Origin of the sequence: Clostridium sp. chh4-2 (assembly GCF_002899675.1) — a bacterium.
Classification (GTDB): Bacteria; Bacillota; Clostridia; order Lachnospirales; family Lachnospiraceae; genus CHH4-2.
Window position 1 is genome coordinate 174,008 of the sequence record NZ_PKUU01000010.1, and the last position, 17,847, is coordinate 191,854.

Annotated in this window: 15 protein-coding genes; 9 read left to right on the forward strand and 6 right to left on the reverse strand. The window is 46.9% G+C overall.

Going from position 1 to position 17,847, the window contains the following annotated elements; translation table 11 throughout:
* Positions 1-94: 94 nt before the first annotated feature.
* The 3 genes from C0033_RS12850 to C0033_RS12860 all read right to left on the reverse strand — a co-directional run bounded on the left by C0033_RS12850 (position 95) and on the right by C0033_RS12860 (position 4,477).
* Positions 95-2,089 carry a right-handed parallel beta-helix repeat-containing protein gene (locus tag C0033_RS12850; RefSeq protein ID WP_103228270.1) on the reverse strand — a complete coding sequence of 665 codons (1,995 nt, stop codon included), beginning with the start codon at positions 2,087-2,089 and terminating at the stop codon, positions 95-97.
* A gap of 162 nt (positions 2,090-2,251) precedes the next feature.
* A complete protein-coding gene (locus C0033_RS12855) occupies positions 2,252-3,301 on the reverse strand; it encodes a LacI family DNA-binding transcriptional regulator (protein WP_103228271.1) in 1,050 nt (349 codons plus the stop codon).
* A 12-nt stretch (positions 3,302-3,313) separates the two neighbouring features.
* Complete coding sequence (locus C0033_RS12860) at positions 3,314-4,477, reverse strand: GGDEF domain-containing protein (protein WP_103228272.1); 1,164 nt, start codon at positions 4,475-4,477, stop codon at positions 3,314-3,316.
* A gap of 203 nt (positions 4,478-4,680) precedes the next feature.
* Here C0033_RS12860 and C0033_RS12865 point away from each other — a divergent pair, with 203 nt between their 5' ends.
* Together C0033_RS12865 and C0033_RS12870 are read left to right on the forward strand one after the other, a co-directional pair.
* Positions 4,681-5,181 carry a hypothetical protein gene (locus tag C0033_RS12865; protein WP_103228273.1) on the forward strand — a complete coding sequence of 167 codons (501 nt, stop codon included), beginning with the start codon at positions 4,681-4,683 and terminating at the stop codon, positions 5,179-5,181.
* Between the two features lie 17 nt (positions 5,182-5,198).
* Positions 5,199-6,008 carry a tyrosine-protein phosphatase gene (locus C0033_RS12870; RefSeq protein ID WP_103228274.1) on the forward strand — a complete coding sequence of 270 codons (810 nt, stop codon included), beginning with the start codon at positions 5,199-5,201 and terminating at the stop codon, positions 6,006-6,008.
* 24 nt (positions 6,009-6,032) lie between these two features.
* Here the strand turns inward: C0033_RS12870 and C0033_RS12875 are convergent, their stop codons facing one another.
* Complete coding sequence (locus C0033_RS12875) at positions 6,033-6,923, reverse strand: LysR family transcriptional regulator (RefSeq protein WP_180994719.1); 891 nt, start codon at positions 6,921-6,923, stop codon at positions 6,033-6,035.
* Between the two features lie 17 nt (positions 6,924-6,940).
* Positions 6,941-7,870: a LysR family transcriptional regulator gene (locus C0033_RS12880; protein ID WP_180994720.1), complete on the reverse strand. Its 930-nt coding sequence runs from the start codon at positions 7,868-7,870 to the stop codon at positions 6,941-6,943.
* Positions 7,871-8,056: 186 nt separating this feature from the next.
* Here C0033_RS12880 and C0033_RS12885 point away from each other — a divergent pair, with 186 nt between their 5' ends.
* The 5 genes from C0033_RS12885 (at position 8,057) to C0033_RS12905 (ending at position 14,614) form a co-directional block, all read left to right on the forward strand.
* Positions 8,057-9,046, forward strand: a complete 990-nt coding sequence (locus tag C0033_RS12885; protein ID WP_180994721.1) for a mannonate dehydratase — start codon at positions 8,057-8,059, stop codon at positions 9,044-9,046.
* Positions 9,046-10,683, forward strand: coding sequence for an ABC transporter substrate-binding protein (locus C0033_RS12890; RefSeq protein WP_103228278.1), 1,638 nt, complete (start codon positions 9,046-9,048; stop codon positions 10,681-10,683). Before C0033_RS12885 ends, C0033_RS12890 begins: the two co-directional genes overlap by 1 nt.
* A 70-nt stretch (positions 10,684-10,753) precedes the next feature.
* Entirely contained in the window at positions 10,754-11,698 is a 945-nt protein-coding gene (locus C0033_RS12895; protein WP_103228293.1) for an ABC transporter permease, read from the forward strand.
* 21 nt (positions 11,699-11,719) lie between these two features.
* Positions 11,720-12,571, forward strand: coding sequence for an ABC transporter permease (locus C0033_RS12900; RefSeq protein ID WP_103228279.1), 852 nt, complete (start codon positions 11,720-11,722; stop codon positions 12,569-12,571).
* A 15-nt stretch (positions 12,572-12,586) separates the two neighbouring features.
* On the forward strand, positions 12,587-14,614 hold the full coding sequence (locus C0033_RS12905; RefSeq protein WP_103228280.1) for an ABC transporter ATP-binding protein: 2,028 nt from the start codon (positions 12,587-12,589) through the stop codon (positions 14,612-14,614).
* Positions 14,615-14,839: 225 nt separating this feature from the next.
* Here C0033_RS12905 and C0033_RS12910 read toward each other — a convergent pair whose 3' ends face one another.
* On the reverse strand, positions 14,840-15,493 hold the full coding sequence (locus tag C0033_RS12910) for a GntR family transcriptional regulator (protein WP_103228281.1): 654 nt from the start codon (positions 15,491-15,493) through the stop codon (positions 14,840-14,842).
* Between the two features lie 377 nt (positions 15,494-15,870).
* On the opposite strand from C0033_RS12910, the gene C0033_RS12915 reads away from it, so the two are divergent.
* Positions 15,871-17,133 (forward strand): 3-isopropylmalate dehydratase large subunit, encoded by a 1,263-nt coding sequence (locus C0033_RS12915; protein ID WP_103228282.1) that lies wholly within the window; start codon positions 15,871-15,873, stop codon positions 17,131-17,133.
* A gap of 4 nt (positions 17,134-17,137) precedes the next feature.
* Complete coding sequence (locus C0033_RS12920) at positions 17,138-17,647, forward strand: 3-isopropylmalate dehydratase small subunit (RefSeq protein WP_103228283.1); 510 nt, start codon at positions 17,138-17,140, stop codon at positions 17,645-17,647.
* Positions 17,648-17,847: the final 200 nt, after the last annotated feature.

Below are 17,847 nucleotides of genomic sequence, written 5' to 3' on the forward strand. Positions count from 1 at the left end.
CTGAGTTAAGTGAAAACAGCGCCGGGAAACCCGGAAACGCAGGGCCGGACAGGCCCTCAGCGTTCCGGATTTCCCGGCGCTTCTAATTCAGCTATTAAATTAAAGATTTATCCAATTCTTTCTCAAATGGTCCAGGTGTAGGATTCACACCGCGTTTCTCACCCCAGTAATCCCTGTCAAAGAAGATCGGGCTGCCGTCCGGGTTCTCGAATTTCTCTTCCGGCTCGAATGCCTCTCCCAGCACTTCAGTGGAGATAAATGGAGTCGCCAGTTTCGGAAGGTGCTCGTAGAGGTTGGTATCCAGATAATAAGCGCCATCCTTTTCCACCAATTTTACATAGATCTCATGTTCTGTATCCTGAGCGTAGTTGAGCTCTTTTGCGCAAGGCTCGGCGCCGTTGAAGAATACGTTTCCGCCTGTGTAAACAGGAAGTTTTGTATAATATTTGGTGCGGTCTTCTGCAGCTCCGGTGTCATTTTCCTTGGTGAACAGAGCGAAATATTCATCCCATGTAGGATAATCGCTGAACTGTGAAGTACCTGTTACTGTGCCGACCAGTTCAATATTCTGTGATTCAATAAAATCCGTATAGGATTTCGGAATCGGATTCTGAACGAATATATTATTATAGAAGCGGTCGTCACCGTGTAAAAATGTCATGAATCCGGCAACTTCTGTTCTGTGAGGTACGTGATATGGCGTATATCTCGGGCCGGTAGCAGGGCTTCCGTTATCGGTTCCGCCGCCAACACATGTAAATGGTCCGCAGATCAGGTTATGTACATAAGCAACGCCCTGTGTAGCCAGACGTCCGGAATAAGCGGATAAGAACAGGTTGTTGTCCACGAGAGTCGGGCCGTGGCTTACTTCGATGAACAAGTCCTCGCCAAGGGACAGCTTTGTGGTCAGTTCTGCATCTTCAGGCGGCATATTGTCATGGAACAGGTTCTGCGTAATACGTGTGCCCTGTGCCTGCCAGTCAACCCAGATACCTCTTGTGCAGTGATGAATATGGTTTCTGCGGAAGATGACGTCGATGGCTGCATGAAGCTTAATTCCGCCGATCTCGGCTCCGGTCAGCTGCTGTTTTGTATTGATATCATGAATATGGTTGTCTTCAATCAGAGAGAATACACAGCCTAAGTGTCCTACAATACCGGTCTGCTCGCAGTGGTGAATATGGCATCTGCGCACGATATGGGAACCGATGTTTTCTTTTGTCCAGCCCTCGATCTGTGCCTGGCAGATAGCGTCACGCTCGGTCTGAGTTCCGTGTTTCAGACGTTTGAGCGTCCATTTATTCTCATTATTAGGCTGTAAATATTTGCCCAAAGAGATGCCGCAGCATTTGGAATCGGAAACTTCGCAGTCTTCGATGATCCAGCCCTTGCTCCAGTGCGGTCCGATCATGCCTTCCTGATATGCGGTAGGAGGTGCCCAGGTAGTCGCAGCCTGTTTTACCACAAAGCCGGAAAGGGTGATGTAGTTAACGCCTGTTTTTTCAGGATAGAAGCAATTTCTACGGACGTTGATTTCAACGTTGTGCTCATTGGGATCATTGCCCTGGAAGTTGGCATAAATTACGGTTTCATTATTTTCCTGGCAGGAATACCACTGGTAAACAGTGAATTCATGATCCCAGGAAGGTTTATAAATCTGAGGATCTAATACGGATTCCAGAGAATCTGTTTCATACATGGATTTGCCGTTCAGATAAACCTCTCCGGTATGGAGAACGATGCTGCTGTAATACCAGTCGCCGCCGATAACCGTGGTATAAGGATTGTAAGATCCGAAGATTCCGTTAGGGATACGGGCAACCCAAACATTATCCTTATAATGTTCCCAGTTTTTCACAGGCTCCGCACCTGAGATAATGGCTCCGCCCATCACTTCTGAACGGTATACGATAGGTTTTCCTTCTTCACCGCCGTTAATAGGATTTACATATTCACGGTAAAGGCCAGGTGCGACAATGACCTCGTCGCCGGCAACCGCGATCTGAGCCGCCTCGCTGATCTGTTTAAACGGCTTCTCTTTTGATCCGTCACCGCCGCGTGCTGCATCAATTGATACATAGTAAACCATATGTCTCCTCCTTATTGCGCTCGAGCGCTTTTTTATTTAAAACTAGCACATCTGTGCAAAGATGTCAATATTATTTGCTTTGAAACAATATTTTTAGAAGAAATAGACAAATAGGCAGCCGGTATTTTATCTCTAATTACTGATGATAAATATAACCGGATTTTAAGGCTCCGATGGATCGGAAGACAGGCTTTGGGGAATGTAGATATTTAAATCTGTATAGTAAATATCTTTTTCAGGGTCTTTTCCAAGGGCCAGTTTATTAAATAAAAGTTCCAGCGACAACCGGCCCTGGCCTTTGGAATCCTGGGAGATGGTAGCTGAAACCATGCCGTTTTTCAGCATGGGTTCCATAGGTTCCACCAGATCGTTGGTGATGATGCGGACTTTTCCGTTACCCATAGCCTTTGAGATGGCCCTGCATACGCTGTAATCCCCAGGGTTTACCAGATAGATGATGTTCATATCCGGGTGGTTTTGAATCGCTTCCCGGACGGTGTCATAATAATCGGACGTACCGTCTTTTAACACATAACTGCCCACGATGCGGATATCCGGATAACGCTCGGATGTTTCCTGCTGAAAGCCCTTGACGCGTTCCTCATAGCTGAAGGGATTGGAAGCCTGATTGCTGAAGATCACCACACGTCCATGGTCATTGCTCAGCAGCGCAGACAGGCCGGCGGCCAGGCGTCCGGCTTTTTTATAATCGCTGCCCACATAACAGATGCGTTCATAGGAGGGATCATCCACGTTGAAAAACAGGATGGGGATCTCCATGGACACGGCTTTTTGAATCAGCCTTACAACACCGGGATTATTGCCCGGAGCCACGGCCAGGGCGTCGCAGTCAAATGATTGGGAAATCCGGTCCAGTTCCTCTTCTGTAAGCGGCAGATCGCGTTCAAAAGTGTAAAATTCCACGTGAACGCCAAATTTTTTCAGATCCTCCGCTTTTTCAAGAGCGCCTTTTCGGATTTCACCGTAGATGGGCGCTTTTTTTCCCGTAGTCGAACAAAAGCCTATCTTCAGCTTCCTTTTTCTTGCGGCCAGCGCTTTCCCGGCTTCGTTGGGCTGGTAGTCCAGCTCGCGTATGATTCGGTTGATCTTTTCCGCAGTGTCGGGTTTTACGGCTCCTCTGTTGTTGATGACACGGTCTACCGTTCTTCTGGACACGCCTGCTATCTCGGCAATCTGTTTGATTGTGGCCATTGGAACCTCCTTTTACCGGTTTTTATCCGTATTATTTTCCAAGGCAGAATAATGCTCTTGCTTTTTTGAATACATTTGTTTATCAGCCTTGCGGTAAGTGCTGTGAAGATCATCGTCTTCCTGTTCATTGTAAATGGCATATCCCCAGGAAAAACTCAGATCAGGGGAGAAGGTCAGTTTGTAGAATTCTTCTTTCAGCCGTGCCATCAAATTCTCTATCTTACTCTCATCCGCGCCGGGAACCCAAATGACAAATTCATCTCCGCCGATCCGGTACATGACAGCTTCTTTCGTTTTCAGATTTTCAAATGCCTGGGAAATGCAGGTGATATATTGATCCCCTTTTTCATGCCCGTAAGTATCATTTACCTTTTTCAGACTGTTTAAGTCAATGGCTATAATTCCCATCCCGTGTTCCCGTCTCATAGCTATTAGATTGGCCATGTCGATCTGATAGGCGTTTCTGTTCTTTAACTGGGTTAAATAGTCCGTATTGGCCATATCGCGGTAAAATGGATTGGAGATATGGCGGAACAGAGCTCTGGAAATCAGGCTGGCAATCAAACTGAACAGCAGGATAAACCAAGGAAGGAGAAGCCTTAAATTGCGGTAGGTCATATATTGATGCTCCGCTTCAAATTCAATGCCGATCACGCCGATTACATCTGCATCATCATAGATGGGGAGATAAGTGATGAAGATTTTGCCCCATTCGGTATCCTTGATTTTATCGGGAAGCACCTTTTCTCCGCTTAAAGCCCTCTGCATATCCGGGTATATCTCACTTTCTATCAGATCGCCCGGATAGCGGAAACTAGGATTATCAGAATTTAAGCCGTCAATTACATAGATGAATTCGCCGTTTGAATTCTGTTTGGCGGTATATAAGTACATGACTCCCGTAACTTCTTTTACCTGGCGGAAAAGGTCATGCATCTCTATGTATTCCGGATTATTAATATCTTCGCGGGCGGATATATTATCGAAAGTCGTGGTATCCAGGAATTCATCTATATAGGAATAGATGGACTCTACCTGATCATTTAAACTTTTTAATGTATCTCTGTAAGTAATCTGATACTGAAAGATAAAGATGGAAAAAGTTAAAGCCGCCACGATCGCGGCGGTAAAAATTGATACCTGAAAATCAACGCGTTTCCAAAAGGTATTTTTCATGAGAAGTTCCTTTTACTAATATTGTAAACTAAAATATAGGGTATATAGGTATCATATAATGGAAAAGAAAAAAGGTCAATAAATAAACGTAATGCAAAAACCGAACGGACTGCCGGGGCCGCGGACAGTAACGCTTGATGGAAGATAAGAAAGATGGTAAACTATTACTCAGAAAAACTATAATCGGACAACGGAGGAGGATAATGAAAAAGAACTTAAAGTTTCTAATTGCCGGCATCATAACATTTCTTCTTATTATTGTAGTAGTGGCGGCGGTTTTAATTGGCAAGCTGATCACTTTTAAGAAGGAACCGGTCACTTTTGAACAGTTTGGGAAGTATGCATCCGAGCAGGGATATGTCTTTGAGGATGAAACAAGCCAAATGCCAGAAGGTTTCGGAAAGTATGGAGAGGCCTATAAAGAGGACGGAGATCAGGAACTGGTAATTTCATTCAGTGAGTGCTCTGACGTGGCTTCAGCAGTTAAACTTTATAACAAAACTCAATATATGATTACAGAAGATTACAAAGGGGCAGTGTCCAGCAATAAGAATATAAATCTGAAAAACTTTTCCAAATATGAGCAGACCAGCGGAGGAATCTATGCAGCCGCTGTGAGAATTGACAATACGGTGCTGTTTGTCAAGGCCGGCTCTGAAGGTAAAAAAGAGCTTCAGGAGTTTATAGAAGGTTTGGGATATTAAAGATAGAGAGGCAAAAAATGGCTGAGAGAATTAGTTTAGAAAAGTTACTTAATACAAGGGATCTGGCAGGATACCGGACATCTGACGGAAAAACAATCCGTCCCAAATGCCTGATCCGAAGCGGAGCATTGGCAGGAATGAGCGAAAAAGATAAAGAGATCTTATATGGGGAATATGGCGTCCGCACAGTCATCGACCTGCGTACCGGTTTGGAGGCCGCCGAAAAACCAGATCCGGAGGTGCCGGGAGTGAAGAACGTATTCAATCCGATTCTGGATGAAGAAACAGCGGGTTTCACCCATGAAAATGAAGACGGAGAAGGCGTGGATATGCTGGAAGGATTTTTAAAACATGCGAAATCCTTAAACGGCCATCCGGAAATCTATATCAACCGCCTTTATGAAAATCTGGTGATAAATGAACAGGCCATGAAACGCTACGGAGCCTTTTTAAATCAGGTTTTGGAAGCGGAGCCGGGCGCTGTTTTATGGCACTGCAGCGCAGGAAAAGACAGAGCCGGCATGGCATCCGCATTTTTACTGACCGCTTTGGATGTGGACCGGGAAACGGTGATCAGCGATTTTACGGCATCCAATGAATTTCTCCAAAAGGAAACCGACGGAATGACCGCTCTGGTGCGTTCCAGAACATCGGACCCCAACCTGGAAAAATGCGCTGAAATCCTGTGCCAGGTTCATGAATCCTATATCCGCGGGGCGTTCAGGATCATCGAAGACCGGTTTGGAGGCATGGACAGCTATTTGGAAAATCAGCTGAACTTTTCAAGGGAAAAGAGAGACAGGCTGAAGGAACGGTTCTGTATATAAAGAGATTTTCCCGGCTTATTGAAATCACAATTGATACTTCCTGATTAATTCCATCAGGAAGAGATGGGCGTCTGTCAGCTCCAGGTTTTTGCGCCAGATCAGGGCGGTGATTCTGTATATTTGTGGAGAAAGGGAATAAAAAGCCAATTCTCTGTTGATAACGTGCCGGACGGGCAGGAATGCTGCGCCCATGCCGCCGTTTATCAGGTTTCGGATCATATCGGCCTGATTTAAGCTGAAACCGGACTGGGGCTGTTGAGGCAGATCTTTAAAGAAGCTGTCCACCAGGTAGCGGATGCAGTTTCCTTTTTTCTGAAGGATAAAGTCTCCGCTTTCCAGGATGCCGGAAATTTGGGCTGCTGTCAGGGCTTCATTCCGGGAATGACGGCTGCAGTACGGGTGGGTGGAAGGGAGTACGAAAACGATCTCTTCTTTATCTAATATATCACTGTGGCCGGAAAAATGCCGGACAGAATGAGTGGTGACCAAAGCCATATCAAAACTTCCGTCCATAACGGAACGCTCAATATTGGACAAGTTGGAATCCAGAATCTCGACTTCTGTATGGGGAAAATGTTCCCGGAACAGAGGGAGGATGGAATAAAGCGTCTGAAGCGTTTTGGCGGAAGTGCTTCCTATGGTGATCAGCTGCATCTGCGACACCTGCTGTATATTTTTATATGCAGCTTTTTTTAATTCCAACACCTTTTTTGCATATCTGACGTATAATTCCCCCATGGGAGTCGGAAGGATTTCTGACTGCTTACGGATGAACAGGGCTGCGCCCATCTCTTTTTCCAGCTTGCTCAGATACTGGCTGAGGGAAGATTGGGAGACATAGAGTTCTTTAGCAGCCTTTGTAATATTTCTTTGCTTATCTATTTCCACAATATATTCTAAATATCTGGTATCCATAATTACCTCATCAACGTTTAATTTTGCAAAAGGCCGGAAAGAGACGGTTGAAACATGGGATAATGCGTTTGAATCAGTGTCAGCATCATCTGTTCGCCCGGGGTCAGCGGACGGGACTGCTGATAACATAATAAATTAAGCCGGTAAGCTCTCGGTTTTAACTGATAATAGCGGATATCCGGGCTTAAAAAGGCACAGCTGGCCGGAAGCATGGTGATTCCAAAGTTTTTAGAGACCATAACGGCCGCATGGTTCATATGTTTGATCCGGCAGGTGGAAGCCGGGAAATAATTGGTCTGCCGGAACATCTGCTCTTCGATCCGCCGCACATTGGAGTTTTCCGCTGCCAGTATGAAGTGATTATCCGCAAAGTGTCTGACGAATTCTTCCGGAGCGATGGTGTGATCAGGATTGGGGAGGCGGCAAAATGGGTGGTTTGCCGGAACGGCCAGCAGAATATCCTCTTTTCCCAGGATCTGACTGAAGCCGGGCAGCCCATTGGGCGAAATATCGGCTAAAAGCGCGATATCCGCCTTTCCTTCCGTTACCATTTTTTTGATTTGGGAGTGATTTTCTTCTGAAAATTCCAGCGTGCAGTTGGGAAACTCCTTTTTAAAGATGGGGAGTATATGGCAAAACAGTTTAACAGACCATGAAATTGAAGCCACAAGGCGTATATGTTCTGACTGCATCAGCAGAGACGCTTCCTGTTTGAACGCTTGCTGCATCGTGCGGATATCGCGGCAGGCGGCCAGATAGATCTTGCCTGACGGAGTCGGGTAAAGCTCCCCGTCATGTTTTAAAAAGAGAGCGGTTCCCAGTTCCTCTTCCAGTTTGGAAAGATACTGGCTTAATGTGGGCTGGGATATGGACAATGCCTTTGCCGCCCGGGTAATGCTTTTATACTGATCAATCGCGAGAACATAATTCAGATATTTAATATCCAATGGGTTACCTGCCTTTCGGATATAAGTATTTGCTATAAAATTTATAGGTCCTGTGAATTGGTCATAATGATGACCTGATATTATAATTAATACATAAGGATGTACGAAATAAACAAAATACCAGTTCATTATATCATATCAAAAAGGGGTATGAAAGAAGTATTTAAGGGGCAGAAGGAGGCAGATATGCTGGGAAGCAAAATGCGCACGCAGATGAAGGTGGTATCCGATTATACGGATGAACAGCTGCGTTTTATCAAACAAATAGGTGTGGATCATGTATTTGTGATGTTTAAGAATGAACACACGGACTACGATTCCGTGATGAAGTTTATGGAGAGACTGCGAAAGGTTGGGCTCACGGTGACGGATGCGGGAAATACGGATATCTATAAGAATCCTTTGATTCATCTGGGCCTTCCCGGCAGGGACGAGGCCATTGAACGGTATAATGCGTTCACCCGGGTCTTATCAAAAGCCGGTATTCCGGTAACTTACATGACATGGGAGCCGAATAAAGTATTAACCAGCCGCATTGACGTCGGAACTTATACGAGACAGGCTCCGGCCAGGATTGTGGACATCGGGGAATTGGAAAAGAGGCCGTACAGCCATGGTAGACTTTTTACAAAGGAAGAAATCTGGGATAATTTTAAATACTGGCTGGATCGGGTACTCCCGGTGTGCGAGGAGGAAAATGTAAAAATAGCGCTTCATCCCAACGATCCGCCGGTGGACTGCCTGCTGGGCATTTCCAACCTGATTACATCGGCCGCTGATTATAAGCGTGCATTTGAACTGGCGGGCAACAGCCCGTATCTGGGGATGAAGATGTGTATGGGATGCTGGCTGGAGGCCGGGGATGCATTTGGAAACCTGCTGGAGGATATTAAATACTTTATTGAGCAGGACAAGGTGCTGATCGTGCATTTCCGCAATGTGAGCGGAACCATGCCGTATTTTGAGGAGACATTGCTGGAAGACGGGTACATGAATATGTATGAGGCCATGAAACAGCTGGTGCGTTGTGATTACCAAGGGGTGATTCATGTGGATCACGCTCCCCGTATGACAAATGAATGCGGAGGAATGAATGCTTCTTTCGCATATTGTACCGGATATATGAAGGCGCTTTTAAATTGTGCAATACAAGAGATCAATAAGGAGGAAAGGTAATGAAAAAAACGGGAAGGTTACTGGCAGCGGCATTGGGGATTATGCTGGCAGCAGGAAGTTTGGGAGGATGCAGCAAAAAGGCGGAACCGGCGCCGGCTACAAAGGCAGAGGCGGCTTCGGCGGATTCATCAAACCAGGCTTCATCAGAAAAACAAACCTCAGAGGAACAGACAACGGCGGAAACAAAAGAAGGTAAGGGAGGATCTGTGGTTATCGCCATCGGCACCCCTCAGCAGACCTTTTTCATGCCTCAGTCTTCTTCTACAGGCGACCGGTTTGGCGTACAGCCGATTCTGGAACCCTTGGGAAGGGTGGATTCCAAGGGAGATTATTCGCCTTGGCTGGCAGAAGAGTTTATTGTGGACGACGATGCGCTGACATTTACGATTAAATTGAGAAAAGACGTGTATTTCCAGGACGGATCAATCTGTGATGCGGATGCAGTGGTATGGAATATTGAACAGTATATCCAGAACGGAAAAGCCAGTGAGATCGGTTCTCCTAAATCGGTGGAAAAAACGGATGACCTGACCGTGGTGATCCAGTATGACAAATGGGCGAATGACTGGGAAAATGTGATCGGAAACATTTATATCTGTTCTAAAGAAGCATATGAAAAGAACGGTGCGGAATGGTGTAAGATCCATGCGGTAGGTACGGGACCATTTGTCCTGGACACCTATGTGGCGGATACGAAAATCACATATAAGAAAAATGAAAACTACCGTATTGAAGGACTTCCAAAAGTGGATACGCTGGAAATTGACTTTATTAAAGACAACAACACCATCGTTTCCGCACTGCTGAATAAGGAAATAAATGTGGCCATGAAGCTGAATAATGAGCAGGCCATCAATACCATAACGGCGGCTGGCTTTGAGCGGATCGGTAATAAAAATGCCAACAGCGCCGGCATCAAACATATCATCTGGAACAGCAAGAGCGATAAACATCCGATGGGAGATTTAAAGGTGCGTCAGGCAGTCATGCATGCGATTGATTGGGATAATGTGGCAAAAGCCCTGTCAGGCGGTCTGGGAGAAGCGACTCCTCTGTTCTGTACCAAGGATTCCTGGGCTTACAATCCGGAAGCGGAATTCTATGAGTATGATCTGGATTTAGCTAAATCAATGCTGGCGGAAGCGGGATATCCGGATGGTTTTGAAACCACGATCTATGCTATTTCCAGCAATGTGGATGTTGCCACTGCATTCCAGGCATGTCTGGATCAGATTGGAATCAAAGCGGAAATCTCTGTTCTGGACAGTTCCGTACTGGCATCCATGCAGAAAGAGGATGATATAGACGGATTTATCGCCGGCAGCGGTGCGGCTCAAATGGATTTTGTAAATAACTATATCCGCCTGTATTCTTCAGAAGGCATCAAAAACCACGGAATTATGTTGCGCCCGGCAGAATTTGAAGAGCCGTTGTTTGCAGCCAGGGCGGCGAAGACGGTAGAGGAGAAAAAAGCACAGCTTCAGAAAGCGTCTAAGGCGCTGGTACAGGATTATGTGATGATTACACCTCTTGCGGTTGTCTATTCACAGTCTTTCGGAGAGCCGGGATTGAAAGATACCGGAATTTCCGAAGCGGATATGTCACAGTGGACGCCGGAAGCAATGTATTGGGAATAAGGTTAAATGTTGAACCGGGCGGAAACGTATGTTACCGCCCGGTTATCAGCAGAGAGGAGAAGGTTTATTTATGGGATCTTATATTGCAAAACGAACGGGACAGATGATCTTAATTATATTTCTGATATCCATTTTTATCTTTATGCTGGTTTCTTTGATTCCGGGCGATCCGGTGTATGCGATGCTGGGTGAGGAGGTTTCACCGGAGGAATACCAGAGAGTATATCTGGAACTTGGGCTAGATAAGCCGGTTATCATGCGGTATTTCAACTGGCTGTTTAATGCGCTCAGAGGGAACCTGGGCATGTCCACGCAGTTTCATAAAAACACCATCGATGTGCTGGCAGAACGCATTCCCATCACTTTGTTTTTATCCTTTGCGGCATTTTTAATCAGTATTCCTTTGGGCGTGTTTTTCGGGGTTGTCAGCGCGGTAAAAAGGGGAAAAGCGGCGGATATGGTTGTTACTTTATTAGCCAACATCACCGCCTGCCTTCCTCAGTTCTGGATCGGCCTTTTGGTAATGTACCTGTTTTCCATGAAACTGGGCTGGCTCCCGTCTTACGGCTTCACCTGGCCTTGGGAGGATTTTTCCACCAGCATGAAGCAGCTGGTTATGCCGCTGTTCTGCCTGGCTCTTGGCGGTATCGCAACGGTAACAAGACAGACCCGTTCCAGCATGCTGGAAGTCATCCGCCAGGATTATGTGAGGACGGCCCGTTCCAAAGGACTGACCGAGAAAAAAGTAATCTTTATCCATGCGTTGAAAAATGGCCTGATCCCGGTTATCACCATCCTGGGCATGAGGCTGGGCGCCATGCTTGGCGGTTCCATGTTTGTGGAGTCGGTGTTCTCCATTCCGGGTATGGGCTCCCTGTTTGTAAAAGCCATTACCTCCCGTGATATCCCGGTTGTACAGGCCTGCGTGCTGGTGACTGCGCTGGTTGCGTGTACGGTCAATCTGATCACCGATATCCTTTATGCAGTGGTTGACCCGCGGATCCGTTTGGAATAAGGGGCAGAATAGGAGGAAACGATGATGAATACAAAACTCAGGAAGTTTTTTGGAGCCATGTTCTCCAGAAAGATAGTTATTTTCGCATTTGTGGTGGTGGTGTTGTTTATCTTCACCGCACTGTTTGCCCCGTTAATCGCCCCTTATGATCCCAACTTTGCGGACTTTGCGGCATATCTTGCAAAGCCGTCGGGGGCTCATCTGCTGGGTACGGATTCTTACGGGCGTGACGTAATGAGCCGGATTATCTTCGGCGCCCGCGTCAGTCTGATTATCGGCGTGCTGGCGGTTATCATCGCCTGCGCCATCGGAACCTTTCTCGGAATGGTGGCCGGATACTTTGGCGGAATCGTGGATGATGTAATTAACCGTATGACCGAGGCAATCCGCGCGATCCCTCAGGTAGTGCTTGCTATGGCATTGACGGCAGTGTTCGGAAGCGGAATCAAAAACCTGGCCATTATCCTGGGAGTATCGTCCATGGCCGGTTATGTGCGCATGATGAGGGGGCAGGTGCTTTCCATCAAACAGTCGGATTATATCATGGCCGGAAAGCTGCAGGGAAACAGCAACTTCCAGCTGATGTTTAAACATATCCTGCCCAACAGCATTTCCCCGATCATCGTAATGATGACCCAGCAGGTAGGAACGACGATCCTGTCGGAAGCGGGCCTGAGCTTTTTAGGGCTTGGAATCAGCGCGCCGACGGCATCCTGGGGAAGCATGGTGAGCGAGGGACGCCTGTTCCTGCTCCAGAGCCCGGCCTTTGCGCTGGCGCCCGGAATCTGCGTGGCAATACTTGTTATCTGCCTGAACATGCTTGGTGACGGAGTGCGTGACGCACTGGATCCAAGGCTCAGAGGCGAGATCTAAAAGGAGGAAGAGGGAATGACGAAACATTTGCTGGAATTAAAAGGAATCCGCACCAGCTTCCGTACCGATGGAAAACAGGTTCAGGCGGTGGACGGGGTGTCCATGTATCTGGACCCGGGAGAGATCATAGGAATCGTAGGGGAATCGGGAAGCGGAAAGTCCGTGACGATGATGAGCATGCTCCAGTTAATCAGTTCGCCGGGTAAGGTGAACGGCGGAGAGGTGTACATAGAGGGAAGCGATAAAAACATGCTGGAGTATGACGCGCAGAGCGAGGAGATGCGTCATATGAGAGGCGGAAAGGTGAGCATGATCTTCCAGGAGCCGATGACATCCTTAAATCCGGTGCTGACAATCGGGTACCAGATCCAGGAAAACATCATGCTGCACCTGAAACTGAATAAAGAAGAGGCGAAGGCCAGAACCATCGAAATGTTAAAGATGGTGAACATCCCGGATGCGGAGCAGAGGTTCCACTACTATCCGCAGCAGTTCTCGGGAGGAATGAGGCAGAGGATCATGATTGCCATGGCCATGTCCTCCCAGCCGCAGGTGCTGGTGGCAGACGAGGCGACAACTGCGTTAGACGTAACCACCCAAGCGCAGCTGCTGGAAATGATCCGGGACATCGCCAAAAAGACCAATACAGCGGTTGTGATTGTAACCCACAACCTTGGAATTGTGGCAAGGTTTGCGGAGCGGATCTATGTTATGTACTCGGGAAGCGTGGTGGAAACCACCTCGGCAGGCGAGCTGTTTGCAGATCCGGAGCATCCGTATACGAGGGCGCTGTTACGTGCGATTCCCAGACTGGATGACCCGAAAGACCGGATACTGATCCCCATAGACGGCCTGCCGCCGAACCCGGCATCCCGTCCGGAGTACTGTCCGTTCTATGACCGGTGCGAGTACCGTGTGGACCGGTGTAAAGAGGGAAAGAGGCCGGAATTAGCAGAAGTTTCTCCGGGACATTTCAGCGCATGCGTGCTGACGGCAGAGGAGAAGGCGCAGAAGGCGGAAGAGATCGCCAAGAAAGAGATCAAGAAAGCGCCGAAATCCGTAATTCAGGCAGAAAATTGTCTGGAAGTGAAGAATGTAAGGAAGTATTTCCCGGTTTACAAGGGAATGATGAGGAAAAAAGTTGGAGAAGTAAAGGCCATTGAGGAGATCACTTTCCACGCAAGGAAAGGCGAGACTCTGGGAATTGTAGGGGAAAGCGGATGCGGAAAAACCACCCTTGCCCGCTGTATTATGAGAGTTTACCAGCCGGAAGAGGGCGAGATCTTATTTAATGGTACGGATATCGCTAACTTTACGGATAAACAGCTGGCGCCCTACCGTTCAAAGATCGCGATGATCTTCCAGGACCCGTTTTCATCCTTGGACCCAAGACAGACGGCAGAGGCTATCGTGGGAGAATCTTTAAAGCTTCATAAACTTGTTAAGAATAAAGAAGAGTATGACAAACGGGTGGATGAGCTGTTCCGCATTGTAGGCTTAGACCCGGATTTGAAGGGGCGTGTGCCTCATGAGTTTTCCGGCGGCCAGAGACAGAGAATCGGAATCGCCAGAGCGCTGTCCTCGAACCCGGATATGATTATCTGTGACGAACCGATATCGGCGCTGGACGTATCAATTCAGGCGCAGATCATTAACCTGCTGGAAGAATTGCAGGCAAAACTGGGGCTGACCTATCTGTTTATCGCCCATGACCTTGCGGTGGTAAAACACATCAGCGACCGGATACTTGTTATGTATTTGGGACGTGTTGTGGAGATCGCGGAATGCGAAGAACTGTATGAAAATACCCTTCATCCTTACACGAAGGCATTATTGTCGGCTGTTCCGGTTGCGGACCCGGCGGTAGAGGCGAAAAGGGAACGGGTAGAGATTCGCGGAGAGGTGCCGAGTCTTACAAAGCGCCCGGCCGGCTGTCCGTTCCACGACAGATGTGACCGTGTGTCAGATCGCTGCAAACAGGAGATACCGGTATTAAAAGATATTGGAAATGGCCATCAGGTTGCCTGTTTTTTATATGAATAAAATCCATGGAACCCGGGGAATAGGCGAGACATAAATTGAGGAAATCAGATTACAATTACAGGAGTTTAGTTTAATTAAGAGCATAAGATTTTGCGATTTTTGCAAAATCTTATGCTCTTTGTAAATATTATCCCCCAATCCGTAACCTGAGTTTCTCATTTTACGCTTCTTCTTCGGTTTAGAAGTACCTTTTTGTCAATTGTGAAAAGGTTAATTTTTTCATTTTTATTTCAAATTATAACTGTCTATCAGATTTTTCATACTTCGGTTCAAGTGACTTTCCATGTCTTTTCGCGCCATATAAGGATCTCCCTTAATGATGTCGTCCAGGATCGCTCTGTGTTCCTCTATGGATTTCAGATTATGCTCGTGTTCCGTGACGGTTTTTCCAAAGGAACTCCCATTCCACAGGGAAGTCAGCATAGAAAACAGTTTTTTATTCCCCGTTGCCTTCCAGATGGAGGTATGAAAAACTTGATTGTAATTCCGGAATTCATCCGGCAGAAACACCCCATTTTTAGCTTCAATTTCAGTCTGATTCTGAATTAATTCAGACACATCCATACGGGATAAAGCCGCCCTGGAGACAGCCTCCCCTTCTAAAATGGTGCGCACATCAAAATGATCCCGTATCATGTCAACATTAATTCCTTTAACAATTGCTTCTTTATTCAGGCGCAGTTCAATAAGACCTTCAGATGAGAGCATCTGAAATGCCTCACGCACAGGTGTGCGGCTTACCCCTAATTGTTCCGCAGTCTGAGTCAAAGATAGGGTTTCTCCTTCTTTATACTCACCTGCCAGAATTGCTTTCCTTATAATGGAAGCTATTCTAAACCGTGTCGGTAATAGATTAACAGTTTCAAGTTTTGCAGCCATAAGATCCCCCAACGTTCATTTTTTCCGCTATAGGCGCAATAAAATGCGTCTAAATATCTAATTTAATATTAACATATCGAAGAAATAAAAGTCAATATTTCGGGCCGGAGAAAACGGGTTAAAATATATAATTAAACTCCGGATATAACATAATAATATGTATAAAATATATAAAAATAATTGACATGGGCAAAAATATATGCTATAAATAGCTTAGATTGTATACGATATACGAGATACGATATTCAAGATGCGGTATAAAAGAGGATTTACATGAAAATTATCATTGTTCATATGCTATTAGCCCATAAAAGCTCAAGGACGTATAACAGCGCCGGAACTCATATATAGGAGAACATGGATAAGGAGGGAAAGTTTTGCACGCAATAGAAAAAATATTGGCAAAAAACAGCGGCAGAGAGTCAATTAAAACAGGAGAGATTATTACTGCAAAGGTAGATTTTGCAGAGGTCAATGATCTCTATCTTCAGACGATATATTCGTTTAGGGAGATGGGGGGAGAGAAGGTATGGGACAAGGAACGGCTTGCATTTGTATTTGACCATTATGCTCCGGCGCCAACCATACAGTCAGCTTCTAACCATAAGGAGATGAGAGAATTTGTTAGGGAGCAGGGTCTGACCCATCATTTTGATATCAATGCCGGGGTCTGTCATCAGGTTATGCCGGAACACGGCCTGATCTGTCCGGGAACGATTGTGGTTGCCACGGATTCCCATACGACCACCCACGGAGCATTCGGAGCGCTGGGGACGGGCGTTGGGGCGACGGATATGGCGACGATTATGATTACAGGAGAACTGTGGTTCCGCGTTCCGGAAATCATAGAGGTGAGAATTGACGGAACAGCCATGGACGGCGTCATGCCTAAGGATGTGATTCTTCATATACTGGGTGAGATAAAAGCGGACGGGGCTGTTTATAAAGCCATTGATTTTACCGGCACTTACGTAGAACAGCTGGATGTGGCAGGGCGGATGGCGATCTGCAATATGGCAGTGGAGATGGGCGCTAAAACCGCTTATATGCAGCCCAACCAACAGGTGTTGGATTATGTTTCTAAACGTGCGGAGAGAGCGTATGAGGTGCAGGAAACAGACCCGGGATACCAGTACGCAAAACAGTATTATTTTGATATCAGTGAGATGTCTCCTCAGGTAGCGGTTCCCCACAGCGTAGACCGGGTAAAACCGATTGAAGAGGCGGAGGCGGTTCACGTGGATCAATGCTTTATCGGAGCATGTACCGGAGGACGCGTTGAAGATATTGCGTCTGCGTCAAGAATATTAAAAGGTAAAAAGATTGCAGAGAATGTCCGGCTGATTGTGATTCCGGCTTCTAAGGAAGTTCTCTGTACTTGTATAGAAAAAGGATATCTTCAGGACTGTATCGACGCCGGAGCAACGATCTCAACTCCAGGCTGCGGACCGTGTCTGAGCGCCCATCAAGGAGTACTTGCTCCCGGAGAGGTCTGCGTGACCGCTTCCAACAGGAATTTCCCGGGAAGAATGGGCAGCAATCAGGCGGATATCTATCTGGCTTCGCCCATGACTGTGGCGGCTTCTGCTCTGACAGGTGTCCTGACCGATCCGAGAACAGTGATAGGAAAGGGGAGGTGAGAAGATGGAAAGCAGATACAGAGGGAATGCCGCGGTCTTGGGCAATAACATTGATACCGATCAGATATTTCCGGGAAGGTACCTGGCTTTGGTTGATCCTGAGGAGATAAAAAGTCATTGTCTGGAAGACTGTGATCCAACCCTGCAGCAGCGTTTCAAAAAAGGGGATATCATTACGGCAGGAAGTAATTTTGGCTGCGGTTCCAGCCGGGAACATGCGGTAATCGCTTTAATGCATTTGGGGGCATCTGTTATTATTGCCGACTCATTTGCTAGAATTTTTTATAGAAATGCTTTGAATCTGGGCCTGCCGCTGATCGTATGCAAAGGCATCTCCAAAAAGGTAAAAGAAGGGGATGTGCTGGAGGCGGATATAGAGACGGGTGTGATTAAGAATCTGACCCGGGGAGAGGAATACGCCGGGGAACAGGTTGGAGAATATGCGCTGGAGATTTTAAAGGCGGGAGGCATTAAGCCGTTGATGAGGAAACGGACGATGGCGGAAAAATTGTGATTTAACGGATTTGTGAAAGATACGCCCGGAATCGAGATGCGAGGAAGGGAGAGGCGGTCTTTACAGGAACCCGGGCGGGGAAGAATGAAAAAAGGCCAATTGGGATTCGGGATTCGCCCCTAAGTGATACTAAGACCCACAAGTACAGAAAGAGACAGGATCGCGCCCATTCGCAGTGAACTCCTTATGACTTCACTGCT

Coding starts and splice junctions, on each gene's coding strand:
- C0033_RS12850 (WP_103228270.1), bottom strand. CDS start 2,089: ATGGTTTACTATGTATCAATTGATGCAGCACGCGGCGGTGACGGATCA.
- C0033_RS12855 (WP_103228271.1), bottom strand. CDS start 3,301: ATGGCCACAATCAAACAGATTGCCGAGATAGCAGGCGTGTCCAGAAGA.
- C0033_RS12860 (WP_103228272.1), bottom strand. CDS start 4,477: ATGAAAAATACCTTTTGGAAACGCGTTGATTTTCAGGTATCAATTTTT.
- C0033_RS12865 (WP_103228273.1), top strand. CDS start 4,681: ATGAAAAAGAACTTAAAGTTTCTAATTGCCGGCATCATAACATTTCTT.
- C0033_RS12870 (WP_103228274.1), top strand. CDS start 5,199: ATGGCTGAGAGAATTAGTTTAGAAAAGTTACTTAATACAAGGGATCTG.
- C0033_RS12875 (WP_180994719.1), bottom strand. CDS start 6,923: ATGGATACCAGATATTTAGAATATATTGTGGAAATAGATAAGCAAAGA.
- C0033_RS12885 (WP_180994721.1), top strand. CDS start 8,057: ATGCTGGGAAGCAAAATGCGCACGCAGATGAAGGTGGTATCCGATTAT.
- C0033_RS12890 (WP_103228278.1), top strand. CDS start 9,046: ATGAAAAAAACGGGAAGGTTACTGGCAGCGGCATTGGGGATTATGCTG.
- C0033_RS12895 (WP_103228293.1), top strand. CDS start 10,754: ATGGGATCTTATATTGCAAAACGAACGGGACAGATGATCTTAATTATA.
- C0033_RS12900 (WP_103228279.1), top strand. CDS start 11,720: ATGATGAATACAAAACTCAGGAAGTTTTTTGGAGCCATGTTCTCCAGA.
- C0033_RS12905 (WP_103228280.1), top strand. CDS start 12,587: ATGACGAAACATTTGCTGGAATTAAAAGGAATCCGCACCAGCTTCCGT.
- C0033_RS12910 (WP_103228281.1), bottom strand. CDS start 15,493: ATGGCTGCAAAACTTGAAACTGTTAATCTATTACCGACACGGTTTAGA.
- C0033_RS12920 (WP_103228283.1), top strand. CDS start 17,138: ATGGAAAGCAGATACAGAGGGAATGCCGCGGTCTTGGGCAATAACATT.